The organism is Cupriavidus sp. 05T41 (assembly GCF_056396525.1).
Genome location: NZ_JBFTLQ010000065.1, coordinates 1 through 15,919, shown reverse-complemented (window position 1 = coordinate 15,919; position 15,919 = coordinate 1). Strand labels below are relative to the sequence as shown.

At 67.7% G+C, this 15,919-nt stretch carries 13 protein-coding genes; 6 read left to right on the top strand and 7 right to left on the bottom strand.

Annotated features, from left to right (window positions below):
* Window positions 1-177 precede the first annotated feature (177 nt).
* The gene (locus AC1DKV_RS29580; RefSeq protein WP_441615346.1) at window positions 178-1,353 is read left to right on the top strand and encodes an L-rhamnonate dehydratase; all 1,176 of its coding nucleotides are present in this window, start codon (window positions 178-180) and stop codon (window positions 1,351-1,353) included.
* Window positions 1,354-1,402: 49 nt separating this feature from the next.
* On the opposite strand, the gene AC1DKV_RS29575 is transcribed toward AC1DKV_RS29580, so the two are convergent.
* A complete protein-coding gene (locus AC1DKV_RS29575) occupies window positions 1,403-2,449 on the bottom strand; it encodes a GntR family transcriptional regulator (protein ID WP_441615344.1) in 1,047 nt (348 codons plus the stop codon).
* Window positions 2,450-2,764: 315 nt separating this feature from the next.
* Between AC1DKV_RS29575 and AC1DKV_RS29570 the strand changes: the two genes are divergently transcribed.
* From AC1DKV_RS29570 to AC1DKV_RS29550, 5 genes are all read left to right on the top strand, one after another.
* Window positions 2,765-3,448, top strand: a complete 684-nt coding sequence (locus AC1DKV_RS29570) for an amino acid ABC transporter permease (protein ID WP_441615343.1) — start codon at window positions 2,765-2,767, stop codon at window positions 3,446-3,448.
* Window positions 3,449-3,511: 63 nt separating this feature from the next.
* Window positions 3,512-4,156, top strand: coding sequence for an amino acid ABC transporter permease (locus tag AC1DKV_RS29565; protein ID WP_441615341.1), 645 nt, complete (start codon window positions 3,512-3,514; stop codon window positions 4,154-4,156).
* Window positions 4,157-4,190: 34 nt separating this feature from the next.
* Window positions 4,191-4,919, top strand: a complete 729-nt coding sequence (locus AC1DKV_RS29560) for an amino acid ABC transporter ATP-binding protein (protein WP_441615340.1) — start codon at window positions 4,191-4,193, stop codon at window positions 4,917-4,919.
* Between the two features lie 53 nt (window positions 4,920-4,972).
* Window positions 4,973-5,770, top strand: a complete 798-nt coding sequence (locus AC1DKV_RS29555; protein WP_441615338.1) for a transporter substrate-binding domain-containing protein — start codon at window positions 4,973-4,975, stop codon at window positions 5,768-5,770.
* A 59-nt stretch (window positions 5,771-5,829) separates the two neighbouring features.
* Entirely contained in the window at window positions 5,830-7,398 is a 1,569-nt protein-coding gene (locus AC1DKV_RS29550; RefSeq protein ID WP_441615336.1) for a UxaA family hydrolase, read from the top strand.
* Between the two features lie 143 nt (window positions 7,399-7,541).
* Here AC1DKV_RS29550 and AC1DKV_RS29545 read toward each other — a convergent pair whose 3' ends face one another.
* From AC1DKV_RS29545 to AC1DKV_RS29520, 6 genes are all read right to left on the bottom strand, one after another.
* On the bottom strand, window positions 7,542-9,125 hold the full coding sequence (locus AC1DKV_RS29545) for an acyl-CoA synthetase (RefSeq protein WP_441650008.1): 1,584 nt from the start codon (window positions 9,123-9,125) through the stop codon (window positions 7,542-7,544).
* A 72-nt stretch (window positions 9,126-9,197) separates the two neighbouring features.
* Window positions 9,198-9,983 (bottom strand): enoyl-CoA hydratase/isomerase family protein, encoded by a 786-nt coding sequence (locus AC1DKV_RS29540; protein WP_441615332.1) that lies wholly within the window; start codon window positions 9,981-9,983, stop codon window positions 9,198-9,200.
* Between the two features lie 26 nt (window positions 9,984-10,009).
* Entirely contained in the window at window positions 10,010-12,001 is a 1,992-nt protein-coding gene (locus AC1DKV_RS29535) for an acetyl/propionyl/methylcrotonyl-CoA carboxylase subunit alpha (RefSeq protein WP_441615330.1), read from the bottom strand.
* 47 nt (window positions 12,002-12,048) lie between these two features.
* Complete coding sequence (locus tag AC1DKV_RS29530; RefSeq protein ID WP_441615329.1) at window positions 12,049-13,203, bottom strand: acyl-CoA dehydrogenase family protein; 1,155 nt, start codon at window positions 13,201-13,203, stop codon at window positions 12,049-12,051.
* 53 nt (window positions 13,204-13,256) lie between these two features.
* A complete protein-coding gene (locus AC1DKV_RS29525; RefSeq protein WP_441615327.1) occupies window positions 13,257-14,873 on the bottom strand; it encodes an acyl-CoA carboxylase subunit beta in 1,617 nt (538 codons plus the stop codon).
* Between the two features lie 117 nt (window positions 14,874-14,990).
* A partial coding sequence (locus AC1DKV_RS29520) for a phosphatidylglycerol lysyltransferase domain-containing protein (RefSeq protein ID WP_477138643.1) occupies window positions 14,991-15,919 on the bottom strand: 929 nt, incomplete at its 5' end.

The following is a 15,919-nucleotide window of genomic DNA, read 5'->3' as shown; positions in this document are numbered from 1 at the left end:
CGGCGCCGCATCGACGCAAGACATGACAAAGACGGCCCTCGATCCGGCCGGGGATGCGTGCGCGTGTACCTGTCAGGAGCGGACCCCGCGCATCCGGATCCGCGGCCGGAGCCTGAACCTGAAGCCTGAACCTGAACCTGAACCCGAACCCATCAGCACCAAAGAAGGAGCCACATCATGAAGATCACCAATGTCCGCGCCCGCGTCTTCGAATGGAAGGGCAAGACCGTGCCGCCGCAGGCGCACTTCTGCACCAATGCCACCGACATCCTGTTCGAGCGCGGCGATGCGATGGGCTCGTTCCGCTTCCACGGCTGGCTGGTGGTGGAGGTGGAGACCGATACCGGACTGGTTGGCATCGGCAACTGCGCACTCGCGCCGCGCGTGGCCAAGCAGATCGTGGACCAGTACCTGGCGCCCATCGTGATTGGCCAGGATCCGTTCGACAACGAATACCTGTGGCAGAAGATGTACCGGCGCACGCACGCGTGGGGCCGCAAGGGTATCGGCATGGCGGCGATCTCGGCGGTGGACATCGCGCTGTGGGACCTGATGGGCAAGGCGGTCGGCAAGCCTGTGTTCAAGCTGCTGGGCGGGCGCACCAAGGAAGCCATCTGGTGCTACGCCTCCAAGCTCTACAACAACGATGACCGCGACGCCTTCCTCGGCGAGGCGCAGCGCTACCTGGACCAGGGCTTCACGGCCATGAAGATGCGCTTCGGCTACGGCCCCAAGGATGGCGCCGCCGGCATGCAGAAGAACCTGGAGCAAGTGCGCCTGCTGCGCGAACTGGTGGGCGACAAGGTTGACATCATGCTGGAGTGCTACATGGGCTGGACGCTCGAGTACGCGCGCCGCATGCTGCCGCGCCTGGCCGAGTTCAACCCGCGCTGGCTGGAGGAGCCGGTCATCGCCGACGACATCGAAGGCTACGCCGAGCTGAAGAAAATGAGCCCCTTCCCCATCTCCGGCGGCGAGCACGAGTTCACCTCGTACGGCTTCAAGGACCTGCTGGAACGCCGCGCGGTGGACGTGATCCAGTACGACACCAACCGCGTGGGCGGCATCACGGCGGCACAGAAAATCAACGCCATGGCCGAGGCGTGGTCGGTGCCGGTCATCCCGCATGCCGGGCAGATGCACAACTACCACCTGACCATGGCCTCGACCGCTTCGCCGATGGCGGAATTCTTCCCGGTGCACGACGTGGAAGTCGGCAACGAGCTGTTCTACTACATCTTCAAGGGCGAACCCGCTCCCGACAGGGGCTACCTGCAGCTCGACGACAACCTGCCGGGCCTGGGGCTGACGCTCAACGAGGCCGGCTTCGGCGAGTTCGAGATCATCGGGTAAGGCTCCGCCGCCACTCAGCAGATAGCGTGAGGCACGGCCGCTTGCTGCCTCACGCGATATACGAGACCTTGGGCAGCGGGAAGGTCTCCCGTACCAGTGCCGCGCGCCGGGTCACCTTGTCGCAGGACAGTTCCAGGTGCTCGCGCAACAGATCGGCCGCTTTCTGCGGCGCGCCGTCGGCAGCGGCCTGCAGCACGGCGATGTGCTCGGACATGAACGGGTCGGCGTCCGGCATCGGCATGGCTACGCCCAGCACGTGCTTGCTCAGCGTGAGAATGCAGCGCGTGCGCTGTAGGCTGCTCAGCAGTTCCTTGTTGGGGCACTGGGACAGTAGCTGCACGTGCAGGTCGTGCTCGAGCTTGTCCATGGCGGTGCGGTTGACCTGCGGGTAGACGCGCTGCACCTTGTTCAGCTCCGCGATCATGGCCTGGATCTCGGCATTGTCGGCATGCCCGATGGCCCCGCGCAGCGCGGCGGGCTCCACCAGCGAGCGCAGTTCGTAGAGATCGTGGATGCGCTGCGCGTCCAGCGGGGTGATGACCCAGCGCAGGCGTTCGTCCTTTTCCAGGATGCCCAGGCTTTCCAGGCGCAGCAGCACGTCGCGCACCACGGTCCGGCCGACGTTGAAATGGCGGGCCAGCTCCACTTCGTTGACGCGGTAGCGGCCAAACACCGAGAGGTGCACCAGGTCGCGCTCCACCTCGTCGTAGATCAGTTCCCAGCCCAGCGTCTTGCGCGCGACATCGGGCGCGCTCTCCACGCCCAGCATCGCCGGGTCCAGGGCGATGCGCCGGGGTGCCGTGCCGGCGGGCCCGGCCACGAAGCCGCGGCCTTCGAAACGACTGACCAGCCCGTCGGCCTCCAGCTCGCGCAGCGCCTGGCGCACCGGCGAGCGCGTGGAGCGCAGTATCTCCGCGAGGTGTCCTTCGAGCAACACGGTGCCTTGCGCCAGCGTCCCCTCCACGATGGCCTTGCGCAGCAGTTCGACCATGACGGCATAGATCGGCGCATGCCTAAACCCGTCCTCGGTGTCCTGCGTGGGCGCGAAGGGGGCGGCGCGTTTGTCTTGGCGCGTTGCCGTCGATGGACTCGGCACGTTGTCTCCGGTTCTGTAGCTGGTATGGATGGTTCGGCGCGCTCATGTCCGCAAGAACACCTGCATGAGCACCTGCAAGAACACCTGCATGAGCACTGCCTGTGCGCCAGGCATAAGTATCGGCTATCTGGCTGGCGCCCAGTATCAGGCTGCACACGGAGAGATGATACACGGGTAAGCCCGAATATTGACCATTGCCGGCAATCGTCATATATTGGGACCCATGCCGGATCGCCAACGCGGATCCGAACCCGCAAAGAACGAGAGACAGGGCGCCGGGCAAACCGGCGTCACCAACAAAAGAGCGCATCCCCGATGGACTACCAGTTCGATTTCAGCTTCCTGTCCGCCAACTGGCGCGACCTGCTCGACGGGGTCTGGCTGACCTTGCGCATGTCGGTCGCCACCATCGTGTTCGGCTTTGTGCTGGGGACGGCGCTGGCGGTGGTGCGCACCGAGGGCCCGGCCTGGGCGCGCCGCTGCGTGACGGCCTATGTGGATGTGATTCGCAATACGCCGCTGGTGATCCAGGCCTTCTGGCTGTTCTTCGGGCTGGCGGCGGTGCATGTGCGCGTGCCGGCCATGGTGGCGGCGGTCCTGGCGCTGGTGGTCAATGTGTCGGCCTACACCACGGAGATCGTGCGCGCGGGGATCGAGTCGGTACCGCGCGGGCAGCTGGAGGCGGCCTCGTGCCTGGGGCTATCGCGCTGGCAGATGATGCGCCTGGTGGTACTGCCGCAGGCGGTGGAGCGCATGTACCCGGCGCTGATCAGCCAGTTCGTGCTGATGATGCTGGCTACCTCGATCATGTCGCAGATCTCGGCCGAAGAGCTCACCGCGGCGGGCTATCGCATCCAGTCGGAGACCTTCCGCGGCTTCGAGATCTACATCGTCATCGCGGTGGTGTACCTGGCGCTGTCGTGGCTGCTGCGGCTGTCGATGGCCGGCGTGGGCGCCGTGGCCTTCACGCGCCGCCGGCGCCTGAAGACACCGCTCTGATCCTCCCCTTCCCCCTTCCCTCTTCCTTCTTCCCCTTCTACTTTCGACGCGGAGCCAAGCATCATGTCCAGCCTTTCCCTGGATCAAGTCTTGTTCATCCTGCGCGGCGCGGGCTGGACCTTGCTGCTGTCCGCCATGGGCTTTTTCGGTGGCGCGCTGGTCGGCCTGCCGCTGGCTCTCGCGCGCAGCCGCGGCGGGCGCGTGCTGCGCACCGTGACGGGTGCCTTCGTGCAGCTCGTGCAGGGCGTGCCGCTGCCGGTGATCATGTTCGTGGTGTACTTCGGCATCAGCGTGGGCGGCTTTGACCTGCCCGCGCTGGTGGCCGCCGGCATCGCCATGACGGCATATTCCAGCGCCTACCTGGCCGAGATCTGGAAGGGCTGCATCCAGGCCGTGCCACGCACCCAGTGGGAAGCCGCCGAGTGCCTGGCGCTCACGCCGCTGCAACGCGTGGTGTACGTGATCCTGCCGCAGGCCGCGCGCATCGCGGTGGCACCGACGGTGGGCTTCCTGGTGCAGATCGTGAAGAACTCTTCGTACGCGGTGGTGATCGGCTTCTTCGACCTGACCTACTCGGCACGGGTGGTGAACAACTCCACCTTCGAGCCCTTCGTGGTGTTCTCGATCGCGGCCGCCCTCTACTTCGCCATCTGCTATCCGCTGTCGTCGCTGTCGTACCGGCTGGAGCGCCGCTTCAAGCGGGTGTGAGCCTGCGAGGACCAAAGAAATCATGGAGACAAGCATGGAAGATATCGTCCGCTTCGACAAGGTGAGCAAATCCTTCGGGCAGGTGGAGATCCTCAAGGGCGTAAGTTTCTCGGTGCGCGCCGGGGAGGTGGTGGCGCTGATCGGCCGCAGCGGTTCGGGCAAGAGCACTGCCCTGCGCTGCATCAACGGGCTGGAGCGCGTGAGCGGTGGCGCGCTGCATGTATGCGGGCACGCCATGCACGACGGCGATGTGCCGCTGGGCGAGCTGCGCAAGGAAGTCGGCATCGTCTTCCAGAGCTACAACCTGTTCCCGCATCTCACCGTGGAAGAGAACGTCATGCTGGCGCCGCGCAAGGTCAAGGGCGTGGGCAAGAAAGAAGCGCGCGAACTGGCCATGCACGTGCTCAAGCAAGTGGGCATGGAAGAGCGCGCCAGCTACTACCCGGAGCAACTGTCCGGCGGACAGCAGCAGCGCGTGGCGATTGCCCGTTCGCTGGCGATGCAGCCGCGCCTGATGCTGTTCGACGAAGTCACCTCGGCGCTGGACCCTGAACTCACCGGCGAGGTGCTCAAGGTGATCGAGCGCCTGGCGCAAGACGGCATGACCATGGTGCTGGTCACGCACGAGATGGCCTTCGCACGGTCGGTGGCAGACCAGATCATGTTCATGCACCAGGGCATCGTCTGGGAAGGCGGCAGCGGCAAGCTGCTGGACCAGCCCGCCACGCCGGAACTCAAGCAGTTTGTCGGCAACGGCCTCTGATTCCCGCTTCGCAGAGCCCGAGCCTTTCAACGAAAACCACACGGAGACACCCCATGCACATCAACCGCCGCCTTCTCGGCTCGTTCGCCGCCCTGCTGCTCGCGGGCGCATCGGCCAGCGCCTGGTCCGATACGCTCGACACCATCAAGCAACGCAAGAAGATCCTGGTTGCCGTGGATATCGGCGCCCCGCCCTACGGCATGCTCGACAGCCAGGCCAAGCAAAGCGGCTCGGACGTGGACACGGCCCGCCTGCTGGCCAAGGACCTCGGCGTGGAACTGGAGATCGTGCCCGTGACCGGCCCCAACCGCGTGCCCTACCTGCTGACCAAGAAGGCCGACGTGGTGCTGGCCTCGTTCTCGGTAACGGACGAGCGCAAGAAGGTCATCGACTTCTCCGAACCCTACGGCGTGGTGCCGGTGGTGGTGGGCGGCCCGGCGCAAGCCAAGCTGAAATCGTTCCCCGAGCTGTCCGGCAAGACCATCGCGGTCACGCGCGGCACCACGGCCGACCAGGAACTGACCCGCGGCGCCAAGGAAATCAGCGGCGTGAACATCGTGCGCTACGAAGACGACGCCACCACCAACACCGCGGTATCCACCGGCCAGCAGGACTACCTTGCCGCGGCCATCAGCGTGATTCCGGTGGTCAAGAAGAGCAACCCCACGCGCGACCTGGAAATCAAGTTCGTGATGAAGGCCTATCCGTATGCCATCGGCGTGCGCAAGGGCGACACCGCGCTCAAGGGCTGGCTCGACACCTGGGTCAAGACCAACCTGAAGAACGGCAAGATCAACACGATCTACAAGCAGTATTTCGGCATCGCGCTGCCTGAAGAGATGCTCAAGTAAGAGACGCAACCACGGCGCAGGTCACCCTGGCGCGCAATCCAACCGCGAGTAGCCATTCCATGAGCACAGACACCCTTGCAGCAGCCCCCGCCGAAGTTCCGCGCACGTCGCGCACCATCCGGCTGCATGCCGATGACGATGTCGTCATCGCGCGTGACCAGATGGTCGCCGGCACCACGGTCGCGGAAGAAGGCGTGACCGTGATCGGCCTGATCCCGCCCGGCCACAAGATCGCCACGCGCGCCATCGCGAGCGGCGAGGCCGTGCGCCGCTACGGCCAGATCATCGGCTTTGCGAGCCAGGACATCCGCGCCGGCCAGCACGTGCACACGCATAACCTGGCGATGGGCGATTTCACGCGGGACTATGCCTACAGCGCCGAGGCCCGCACGGTGCAGGCCGAAGCGGTTCCCGCCACCTTCGACGGCATCGTGCGCGCCGACGGCAGCGTGGCCACGCGCAACTACATCGGCATCCTGACCTCGGTGAATTGCTCGGCCACCGTGGCACGCGCCATCGCGGATCGCTTCCGGCGCGATATCCATGCGGAGGCGCTGGCGGACTATCCCAATGTGGATGGCGTGGTCGCGCTCACGCATGGCGTGGGCTGCGCCGTGGATCCGCAGGGCGAAGGGCTGGCGGTATTGCAGCGCACGCTCGGCGGCTATGCCTGCCACCCGAACTTTGCCAGCGTACTGGTGATCGGCCTGGGCTGCGAGACCAACCAGATCTCCGCGCTGCTGGCCACGCAGGGACTCACCCACAGCGCGCGCCTGCAGACCTTCACCATCCAGGACACCGGCGGCACCACCAAGACCATTGCCCACGGGATCGAACTGATCAAGGCGATGCTGCCCGCGGCCAATGCCGTGGAACGCCAGCCGGTACCCGCGAGCCATCTGGTGGTGGGGCTGCAGTGCGGCGGCTCGGATGGCTACTCCGGCATCTCGGCCAATCCGGTGCTGGGCGCGGCGGTGGACCTGCTGGTGCGTCACGGCGGCACCGCCATCCTGTCGGAGACGCCGGAGATCTATGGCGCCGAGCACCTGTTGACGCGGCGCGCGCAAACGCCGGAGATCGGCCAGAAGCTGGTGGCGCGCATCCGCTGGTGGGAAGCCTATTGCGAGCGCCACGGCGCCAGCATGGACAACAACCCTTCCGCCGGCAACAAGGCGGGCGGCCTGACCACCGTGCTGGAAAAGTCGCTGGGCGGCATCGCCAAGGGCGGCTCCACCAATCTCGCCGAAGTGTACGAGTACGCGCAACCGGTGCGGGCACGCGGGCTGGTCTTCATGGACACGCCCGGCTACGACCCCATCTCCGCCACCGGGCAGGTGGCCGGCGGCGCCAACCTGATCTGCTTCACCACCGGCCGCGGCTCGGCCTACGGCTGCGCGCCCTCGCCGTCGGTGAAGCTCGCCACCAACACCGCCCTGTGGCAACGCCAGTCCGACGACATGGACCTCAACTGCGGCGCGGTACTGGACGGCAGCGCCACCATTGCCGGGCTGGGCGCGGAGCTGTTCCGGCTGATGCTGGATACCGCTTCGGGCAAACGCTCGCGCAGCGAGCTGCATGGGTACGGGCAGAACGAGTTCGTACCCTGGCAGCTGGGTGCGATTACCTGAGGGGCGACCCCCGGGGCGATCACCTGAGCCGGGCCAGCGCGCCACCGGGCACCGACCCCCGGCTCGGCGCCACTCCAGCACCAGCGCCACCTCGAACGCCCCGCCGGGATGCTTCCACGGCGCCGAACGGCGCCTTGTTCTGGCTAGGCAGTCTGCCCTGAGTCCTGGCCGGCGCCCTGCTCCCGCAGCCGCATCTTGAGCACCTTGCCGGTTGGATTGCGCGGCAACGCCCCCACCACGCGCAGTTCACGCGGCAGCTTGTACCGCGCCAGCCGGGGTTCGGCAAAGTCTTGTAGCGCTTCGAGCGTCAGGCTGAGCCCGGGCTTGAGCGCCACCACGGCCACCACATGCTCGCCCCAGCGCGGGTCGGGCGCGCCGATCACAGCGACTTCGGCGATGGCCGGGTGTTCGTACAGCACGCTTTCCACTTCGGCCGGGTAGACATTCTCGCCGCCGCTGATGACCATGTCCTTGAGGCGGTCGCAGATGTAGTAGAAGCCTTCCTCATCTGCGTAGCCGATGTCGCCGGTGCGGAACCAGCCGCCGTCGTAGAAGGCGCCGGCGGTGGCGTCGGGGCGGTTCCAGTAGCCTTTCATGATGTTGCCGCCGCGCGCGCAGACTTCGCCGCGCTGGTGAGGCTGCGTGACGGACCTGCCGTCGAAGTCGCGGATGCAGACTTCGGTGAGGATGGCCGGGGTGCCGCACGAGCCCAGCTTGTCGCGCGCGCGCTCGGGCGCGAGAAAGGTGGTGGCGGCAGCGGTCTCGGTCAGGCCGTAGCCCTGGTTGACGGGGATGCCGCGCGCGGAGAACAGGCGCAGCAGGGGCTCGGGCATGGGGGCGCCGCCTACCGAAATACTGCGCAGGCTGGAGAGATCGGCCCGCTCGAAGTCCGGGTGCTGGCTGACGAACAGCAGCATGGCAGGCACCGCGAAGCTGAGCGTCACGCGGTGCTCGGCCACGGCCTGCATCACGCTGCCGGGGTCGAAGCTGCGTTGCAGGACCAGGTGGCCGCCGGCCATCAGGATCGGCAAGGTCACGCAGCACATGCCGCCGACATGGAACAACGGGGCGAAGTTGAGCGCGACATCGGTGCTGGCGATGTCGCTCATCATCATGACGTTGAGGTTGTTGGACCAGAAGTTGCCGTGCGTGAGCATGGCGCCCTTGGGGTGGCCGGTGGTGCCGGATGTGTACATGATGGCGGCCACGTCGTCCGGGTGGGTGGCGGCCAGCGGGGGCGCCGCGGCGGCCCGCGCCATGAGGGCGTCCAGCCCTTCCCAGCCGGGTGCCGGGCCGCGCCGCAGGTAGCGCTGGCATTCCAGCCTGGGGCGGATTTCGTCGATCAGGCCGGCATAATCTTCGTCGGCGAACAGGGTGTGGACACCGGCATCGTTGAGGATGAAGGCCAGTTCCGGCCCGGTGAGCCGGAAATTGAGCGGCACGAAGATGGCGCCGAGCCAGCCGCAGGCGAACTGCGTGACCAGGAACAGCGGATCGTTCAGCCCCAGGTAGCCCACGCGCTGGCCCGGGCGCACGCCGCCGGCGGCCAGTACGGCGGCCATCTGCCCGGCCTTGATCACCAGCTCGCCATAGCTCCAGGTCTGGCCGGCGCCGGTGAGCGCGGGCCGCTGCGGCCCGCGGGCGGCGCGGCGGCACAGCCATTGGGCCATGCCCAGGGCCAGCAGGCCGGCGCTGTCGCCGGCCGCCGAGGATGGTTTTACCGACATGGCTTGTCCCGCTACGGCGTTTCCCATACGCGATTCCCCTGTCTCACAAGTTGCCGGCTGGCGCCGGTGTCATCATTTGCCCGTCCAGACCGGCTTGCGCTTCTCGTTGAAGGCAGCCAGCCCCTCGCGCGCGTCTTCGGTCATCGCCAGCAGCGCGATCTGGCTTTCGGTGTAGGCAATGCCTTCGCTAAAGCTCATCGACGCCATGGCCTGCATGGCGTACTTGCCGCGCCGGATGGCGGTGGGCGACTTGTCTGCCACGCGCGCCACCAGCCAGTCGGTGCGGGCGTCCAGCTCGGCGGACGCGGCGAGATGGTTGACCAGGCCGGCAGCCTTGGCCTCGGCGGCGGTGAACGGCTCGCCGCTGATACACCATTCGCGCACCAGGCGCGGCGGCGCCAGTGCCTGGAGCAGGCTGAGCACCTGCATGGGAAACACGCCGACCTTGACTTCGGGCAGGCCGAACAGCGCGTTGTCGGCCGCCACCGCCATGTCGGTCATGCACAGCAGGCCGATGCCGCCGGCCATGCAGGTGCCATTGATGCGGGCGATGCTGGGCAGCGTGGCTTGCTGGGCTTCGCGCAACATGTCGGCGTAGTCCAGGTTGGGTTGCGACAGGTCGAATGCAAAGCCCTTGCCGGGCTGCAGGTCGGCGCCGGCGCAGAAGGCCTTGTCGCCGGCGCCGGTCAGCACGATGGCGCGCACCGACGGGTCGGCATGCGCGGCGCGGTAGCCGGCGCGGATGCCGGCGATCACGTCCTTGTTGAGGGCGTTGCGCTTGTCGGGGCGGTTGATGGTGATCCAGAAGGCGGCGCCGCGTTTCTCGTGGACGACGGCCGGGTTGTCTGCTTCGCTCATGTAAGGGTTCCTGGTGATGGCGGCGTTCAGGCGGCCCGGGCCTGGACCTGGGCCTCGAACTCGATTTCGGCAATCACGCGCATGGCGGCGGCCTGGTCGCCTATCTGCACGTGCACGGCGCCGACGCGGCCGGCGGCCGGGGCGACGTGGATGTGCTCCATCTTCATGGCTTCCAGCGTGACCATGGGCTGGCCGGCTTCGACGCGGTCGCCGGTGGCCACCATGACATTGACCACGCGGCCGTTCATGGAAGCACGCAGCTTGCCGTCGCCGGCGGCATCGCCGGCACGTTCGGCCGCGGCGCGGGTGTGGTCTTCCACCCGCAGCGGCTGGCCCTGGTACTGCAGCAGCAAGGTGTTGCCGTCGCGGTGGCAGACCGCGCTTTCTACCAGGCCGTCGCAACTGAAACGCACGGTGTGCTCGCCGAGGGCGATGGTTTCGAAGGCAAAGCGGGCTTGGCCCAAGGCGACTTCGAAGCGGTTGCCGCCCCGGAACGCCAGGCTGGCCTGGTACTCCGTGCCTGCCACGCGGTAGCGCAGGCCGATGGGCAGCGCCGGGGCCAGGCTGGCCGACGGCACACCGCTTGCGCGGCCGGGCGCGGTCTCGTACAGCAGCAGCGCCGCCAGCGCGGCTGCCCGCTCGTTCTGCGCGGCATCGGGGCGCAGCAGCGCATCCTGGTGCTGGCCGATAAAGGCGGTGGTGGCCTGGCCGGCGGCAAACGCCGGATGCGCCAGGCAGCGGCCCAGGAAGGCCTGGTTGGTGGTGACGCCCAGCGCCACCAGGTCTTCCAGCCCGCGCGCCAGCCGGCGGCGGGCTTCTTCGCGGTCCGCGCCGTGGCTGACCAGCTTGGCGATCATGGAGTCGTAGTACGGTGGAATGGCCGCGCCGCCGCACAGCGCATGCTCCACGCGCAGCGCGGGCGGGGGCTGCCACAGCGCCACGGTGCCGCTCTGGGGCATGAAGCCCTGCTGCGCGTCTTCGGCACACAGCCGTACCTCGATGGCGTGGCCGGTGAAACGCACGTCTTGCTGCGCCAGCGGCAGCGGCTCGCCGGCGGCGATGCGCAGTTGCAGCGCCACCAGGTCCAGCCCGGTGATGGCTTCCGTGACCGGATGCTCCACCTGCAGCCGCGTGTTCATCTCCATGAAGTAGTAGTTGCCATCGCGGTCGAGCAGGAATTCCAGCGTGCCGGCGCCTTCGTAGCCGATGGCCTTGACGGCGGCCACGGCGGTGGCGCCCATGCGCGCGCGCAGCTCCGGGCTCACGGCGGGCGACGGGGCCTCTTCGATCAGTTTCTGGTGGCGGCGCTGCACGGAGCAATCGCGCTCGCCCAGGTGGATGGCGTTGCCGTAGCGGTCGGCCAGGACCTGGATCTCGATATGGCGCGGTTCGATCACGGCGCGCTCGAGGATGACCTCGGGGTCGCCGAAGGCGCCTTGCGCTTCCGAGCGGGCGCTGCGCAGCAGCTCGGGGAAGGACCTGGCATCCGGCACCAGCCGCATGCCCCGCCCGCCGCCGCCGGCGGTGGCCTTGATCATGACGGGGAAGCCGATGCGCCCGGCTTCGGCGCACAGCCGCGCCTCGTCCTGGTCTTCGCCCTGGTAGCCGGGAATGCATGGCACGTCCGCCGCCATCATCAGCCGCTTGGCGCCGGCCTTGTTTCCCATGGCCACGATGGATTCGGCCGACGGGCCGATAAAGACCAGCCCGGCCTCGCGGCAGGCGCGCGCGAAGGCGGCGTTCTCGGCCAGGAAGCCGTAGCCGGGGTGCACGGCGTCGGCGCCGGTGCGTCGCGCGGCGTCGATGATGGCTTCGATGCGCAGGTAGGATTGCGCCGGCGCGGCCTCGCCGATGTGCACGGCCTGGTCGGCCTCGGCCACGTGGCGGGCGCCGGCGTCGGCGCTGGAGTAGACCGCCACCGTGCGGTAGCCGAGCGCGGCCGCGCTGCGCATCACGCGCAAGGCGATCTCGCCGCGGTTGGCGATCAGGATCTTGTGGAATGGCGTGGACTGCTTCATGTTGCCCCGGTGTGGAGGTTGTTCTGTTCGGTCTGCCCTGCCAGCGATCACTTCCCTTGCGGGAAGGTGCCCATGAACTTGCACAGGATCTGCAGCATGACTTCGTCCGCGCCGCCGCCGATGGAGGTCAGCCGCCCGTCCCGGAAAATCCGCGAGACCGGGCTTTCCAGCACATAGCCCATGCCGCCCCAGAACTGCAGGCTGCGGTCGGATACCTCGCGCACCAGACGGCCGGCCTTGAGCTTGGCCATGGTGGCCAGGCGCGTGGCATCCTCGCCGCGCACCATCATTGCCACGGCGCGCCAGCACAGCGCGTGCAATGCTTCCACCTCGGTCTGCAGCTCGGCCAGCGTGTAGTGCACCCACTGGTTGTCGAGGATCGAGCGGCCGAAGGCCTTGCGCTCGCGGGTGTATTCGATGGTGAGGTTGATGGCCTTCTGGCACACGCCGCAGGTGTTCAGCGCGCCCCAAAGGCGCTCCACCTGGAACTGCTCCATCTGGTAGGTGAAGCCCATGCCTTCCTCGCCGATGCGCCAGCGCTGCGGCACGCGCACGTCGTCGAAGTAGAGCTGCGCGGTGTCGGAGGAGTCCATGCCGATCTTGCGGATCTTCTTGGCCACCGACACGCCGCGCGTCTTCATGGGCACCACGATGAGGGTCTTGTTGCGGTGGGGCGCGCCTTCCGAGGTGTTGGCCAGCACGCAGCAGAAGTCTGCCTGGGTGCCGTTGGTGGTCCACATCTTGCCGCCGTTGATGATGTAGTCGCCGCCGTCGCGGCGGGCGGTGGTCTTGATGGAGGCCACGTCGGAGCCGCTGCCGACCTCGGACACGCCCAGGCAGGCCACGTACTCGCCGCTGATGGCGGGCGCGAGGAATTCGCGCCGCAGTTCCTCGTTGCCGTGGTGGGCCAGCGCGGGGGTGGCCATGTCGGTCTGCACGCCGATGGCCATCGGCACGCCGCCGCAGTTGATGTCGGCCAGGGTCTCGGCCAGCACGGCGCTGTAGGAATAGTCCAGGCCGGCACCGCCGTCGGCTTCCGGCTTGGACAAGCCGAGCAGGCCCAGCGCGCCCATCTTGCGGAAGACTTCATGCGCAGGGAAAGTCTCGGCCTCTTCCCAGGCGTCCACGTGCGGGTTGACCTGCTCGGCGATAAAGCGCTTGATGGTGGCGCGCAGCGCCTCGTGTTCGGGAGTCAGTTGCATATCGCTGGTCTCGCTGGTGTCGGTTGTTCCGGATTGATCTGCTGGCGCGCGGCTCAGGGGCGCGCCACGGCAAACTGCATCGGCTGCGGCGTGCGGGCGTCGCCCTCGCGGCAGATGGCCAGCACGTTGGCCAGCACGGCGCGCGTATTGCGTGGGTCGATCACGCCGTCGTCCAGCACGTGGGCGCTGGTGACGAACACGCTCATCTGGCGGTCGAAGCGTTCGACGATGCCTTTTTGCAGCGCTTCGAGCTGTGCTGTGTCTATCTCCCCGCCTTTGCGCTTCATGGCGGCCTCGGTGACGATGGCCATGGTGCGCGCGGCTTGCTCGCCGCCCATCACGGCGGTCTTGGCGTTGGGCCAGGAGAAACAGAAGCGCGGGTGGAAGCCGCGCCCGCACATGCCGTAGTTGCCGGCGCCGAAGGACGCACCGCAGTAGATGGTGATCTGCGGCACGGTGGCGTTGCTGACCGCCTGGATCATCTTGGAGCCGTGCTTGATGATGCCGTCTTCCTCGTAGCTGCGGCCCACAATGAAGCCGGTGGTGTTGTTCAGGTAGAGGATGGGCGTGCGCGACTGGCAGCAGGCCTGGATGAAGTGGGTCGCCTTGGTGGCGCCGGCCGGGTCGATGGGGCCGTTGTTGGTGATGATGCCGAGCGGCCAGCCCTCGATCCGCACGTGGCCGCACACGGTGGCGCCACCATAGTTCTCGCCGAACTCGAGGAAGTCGGAGTCATCGGCAATGCGCGCGATGACCTCTTTCATGTCCACGGGCCGCTTGTGGTCCATCGGCATCAGGCCCAGCAGTTCCTCGGCGTCGTAGCGCGGCGGCTTGAAGGCGCGCGCGGCGCTCTGTCCGTGCTGCCAGTCGATCTTGCCGAGGATCTCGCGGGCGATGCGCAGCGCGTCGCGGTCGTCCTCGGCCAGGTAGTCGCCCAGGCCGGACACGGTGGTGTGCATGACCGCGCCGCCCAGTTCTTCCTCGGTGGCCACCTCGCCGGTGGCCGCCATCAGCAACGGCGGGCCGGCCAGGAAGGCGCGCGAGCGGCCGCGCACCATGATGATGTAGTCCGACAGGCCGGTCTGGTAGGCGCCGCCCGCCGTGGACGAGCCGTGCGTCACAGTGACCACCGGCAGCCCGGCCGCGGACAGGCGCGCCAGGTTGCGGAACAGGTTGCCGCCGCGGATGAAGTCTTCGACCTTGTAGGTCATCAGGTTGGCACCGGCGCTTTCCACCAGTTGCACGTAGGGCAGCTTGTTTTCCAGCGCGATTTCCTGCACGCGCAGTTGCTTGTCCAGCCCCTTGGGCTGCAAGGCGCCGGCGTTGATGCCCGAGTCCGAAGCGCTGATCACGCAGCGGATGCCCGAGACAAAGCCGATGCCGGCGATCAGCCCGCCGCCCGGCACGCTCTTGTCGAGGTCCGGATTATCCAGGCCGAGACCGGCCAGCGAGCATAGTTCGATGAACGGCGCGCCCGGGTCGAGCAGCAGCGCCAGCCGCTCGCGCGGCAGCAGCTGGCCGCGCTTCTCGAAGCGCTCGCGCGAAGCGGCGGAGGTGTCGGCGGCACGGCGCTCGAAGGCACGGATGCGTTCCAGCAGCGCCAGCATGCCGCTGCGGTTGGCCTGGAATGCTTCGCTGCCGCCTGAAATTCTGGATTCGATATGGGCCATGGACTTGTGAAATTGACTGTCCGGGGCTGGTGCGCGCCGGCTTGAAACCATGGTAGGGGCGGCGCTGGCCGGGGTCTTGCGAGAACTGGCTGTGCTGAGCGCGCCGCGGGCGCGTGCTCAGTCCGCCCGCAATGTGACCCGGCACTTGGGCAGCAAGGCGCCGGGCGCGTAGGACAGCTTGGTCTGGCGGAAGTTGTCCAGCCCCATGTCCTGCTCGAAGTTCAGCCACGCCACCGGCCGCGCGAAGGCCGCGCAGAAGTGGTGGAACATGTACTGGTAGATGCCCTTGTAAGCACCGAGCCCCTTGGCGAAGCGCATGGCGAACACGGCCGGACGGATTTCCTGCGCCAGCACGAAGCCGACCGGCAGGCCATCCACTTCGTAGAGGAAACCTTCCAGCCCGAGCACGCCGGCATGGCGCAGGGCTTCCAGGCATGGCGTGTCGTCGGCCTCGCCTTCGGCCTTGTGCCTGGCCTGCATCCAGCGCCGGTGGACGGACATGGCCTGCTCGGCCAGCCCCGCGTGATACGGGCGCGCGGTGACCGCGTGCGCGGCCAGCAACTGCTTCATCAGGTTGCGCTTCTTGGCCAGCGTGGTGCCGCGGTAGGCGGTGAAATTCGCTGCCGGGTAGAGATAGTCGGCGTCGGCGCGCTCGTCCGTCCAGCGGAACACGGCCGGATCGAGCCGTGCCACCTGCGCCGTGGATAGCGGATAGAAGCAATCGTGCCCGCGCAGCAGCGCGCGCAGCACGGCGTGCGGTGTGCCTTCGAGCGCAAACAGCGGCAGGACATGACGCACGCCGTCATAGGTCACGCCGCTGATATGCGGGTAGTCGCCCGCCACGAAGCGGTAGTCGTGCGCCTGCCGGAACAGGTAGAGATTGGCGAAGGCATGCTCGGACAGGCAGGTCTCGCCGGGATCGACGCTGAGCGCGCGCAGGGCCGCGTCGATGCCGGCGCCCTGCCCGATGGCCAGCGGCGCCCCGGCCGGCGTGGCCAGCGCTACGGCGGGGCCGTTCACCCGGCCTGCGCCGCGCGCACCACGCG

Coding starts and splice junctions, on each gene's coding strand:
- AC1DKV_RS29580 (WP_441615346.1), top strand. CDS start 178: ATGAAGATCACCAATGTCCGCGCCCGCGTCTTCGAATGGAAGGGCAAG.
- AC1DKV_RS29570 (WP_441615343.1), top strand. CDS start 2,765: ATGGACTACCAGTTCGATTTCAGCTTCCTGTCCGCCAACTGGCGCGAC.
- AC1DKV_RS29565 (WP_441615341.1), top strand. CDS start 3,512: ATGTCCAGCCTTTCCCTGGATCAAGTCTTGTTCATCCTGCGCGGCGCG.
- AC1DKV_RS29560 (WP_441615340.1), top strand. CDS start 4,191: ATGGAAGATATCGTCCGCTTCGACAAGGTGAGCAAATCCTTCGGGCAG.
- AC1DKV_RS29555 (WP_441615338.1), top strand. CDS start 4,973: ATGCACATCAACCGCCGCCTTCTCGGCTCGTTCGCCGCCCTGCTGCTC.
- AC1DKV_RS29550 (WP_441615336.1), top strand. CDS start 5,830: ATGAGCACAGACACCCTTGCAGCAGCCCCCGCCGAAGTTCCGCGCACG.
- AC1DKV_RS29545 (WP_441650008.1), bottom strand. CDS start 9,125: ATGTCGGTAAAACCATCCTCGGCGGCCGGCGACAGCGCCGGCCTGCTG.
- AC1DKV_RS29540 (WP_441615332.1), bottom strand. CDS start 9,983: ATGAGCGAAGCAGACAACCCGGCCGTCGTCCACGAGAAACGCGGCGCC.
- AC1DKV_RS29535 (WP_441615330.1), bottom strand. CDS start 12,001: ATGAAGCAGTCCACGCCATTCCACAAGATCCTGATCGCCAACCGCGGC.
- AC1DKV_RS29530 (WP_441615329.1), bottom strand. CDS start 13,203: ATGCAACTGACTCCCGAACACGAGGCGCTGCGCGCCACCATCAAGCGC.
- AC1DKV_RS29525 (WP_441615327.1), bottom strand. CDS start 14,873: ATGGCCCATATCGAATCCAGAATTTCAGGCGGCAGCGAAGCATTCCAG.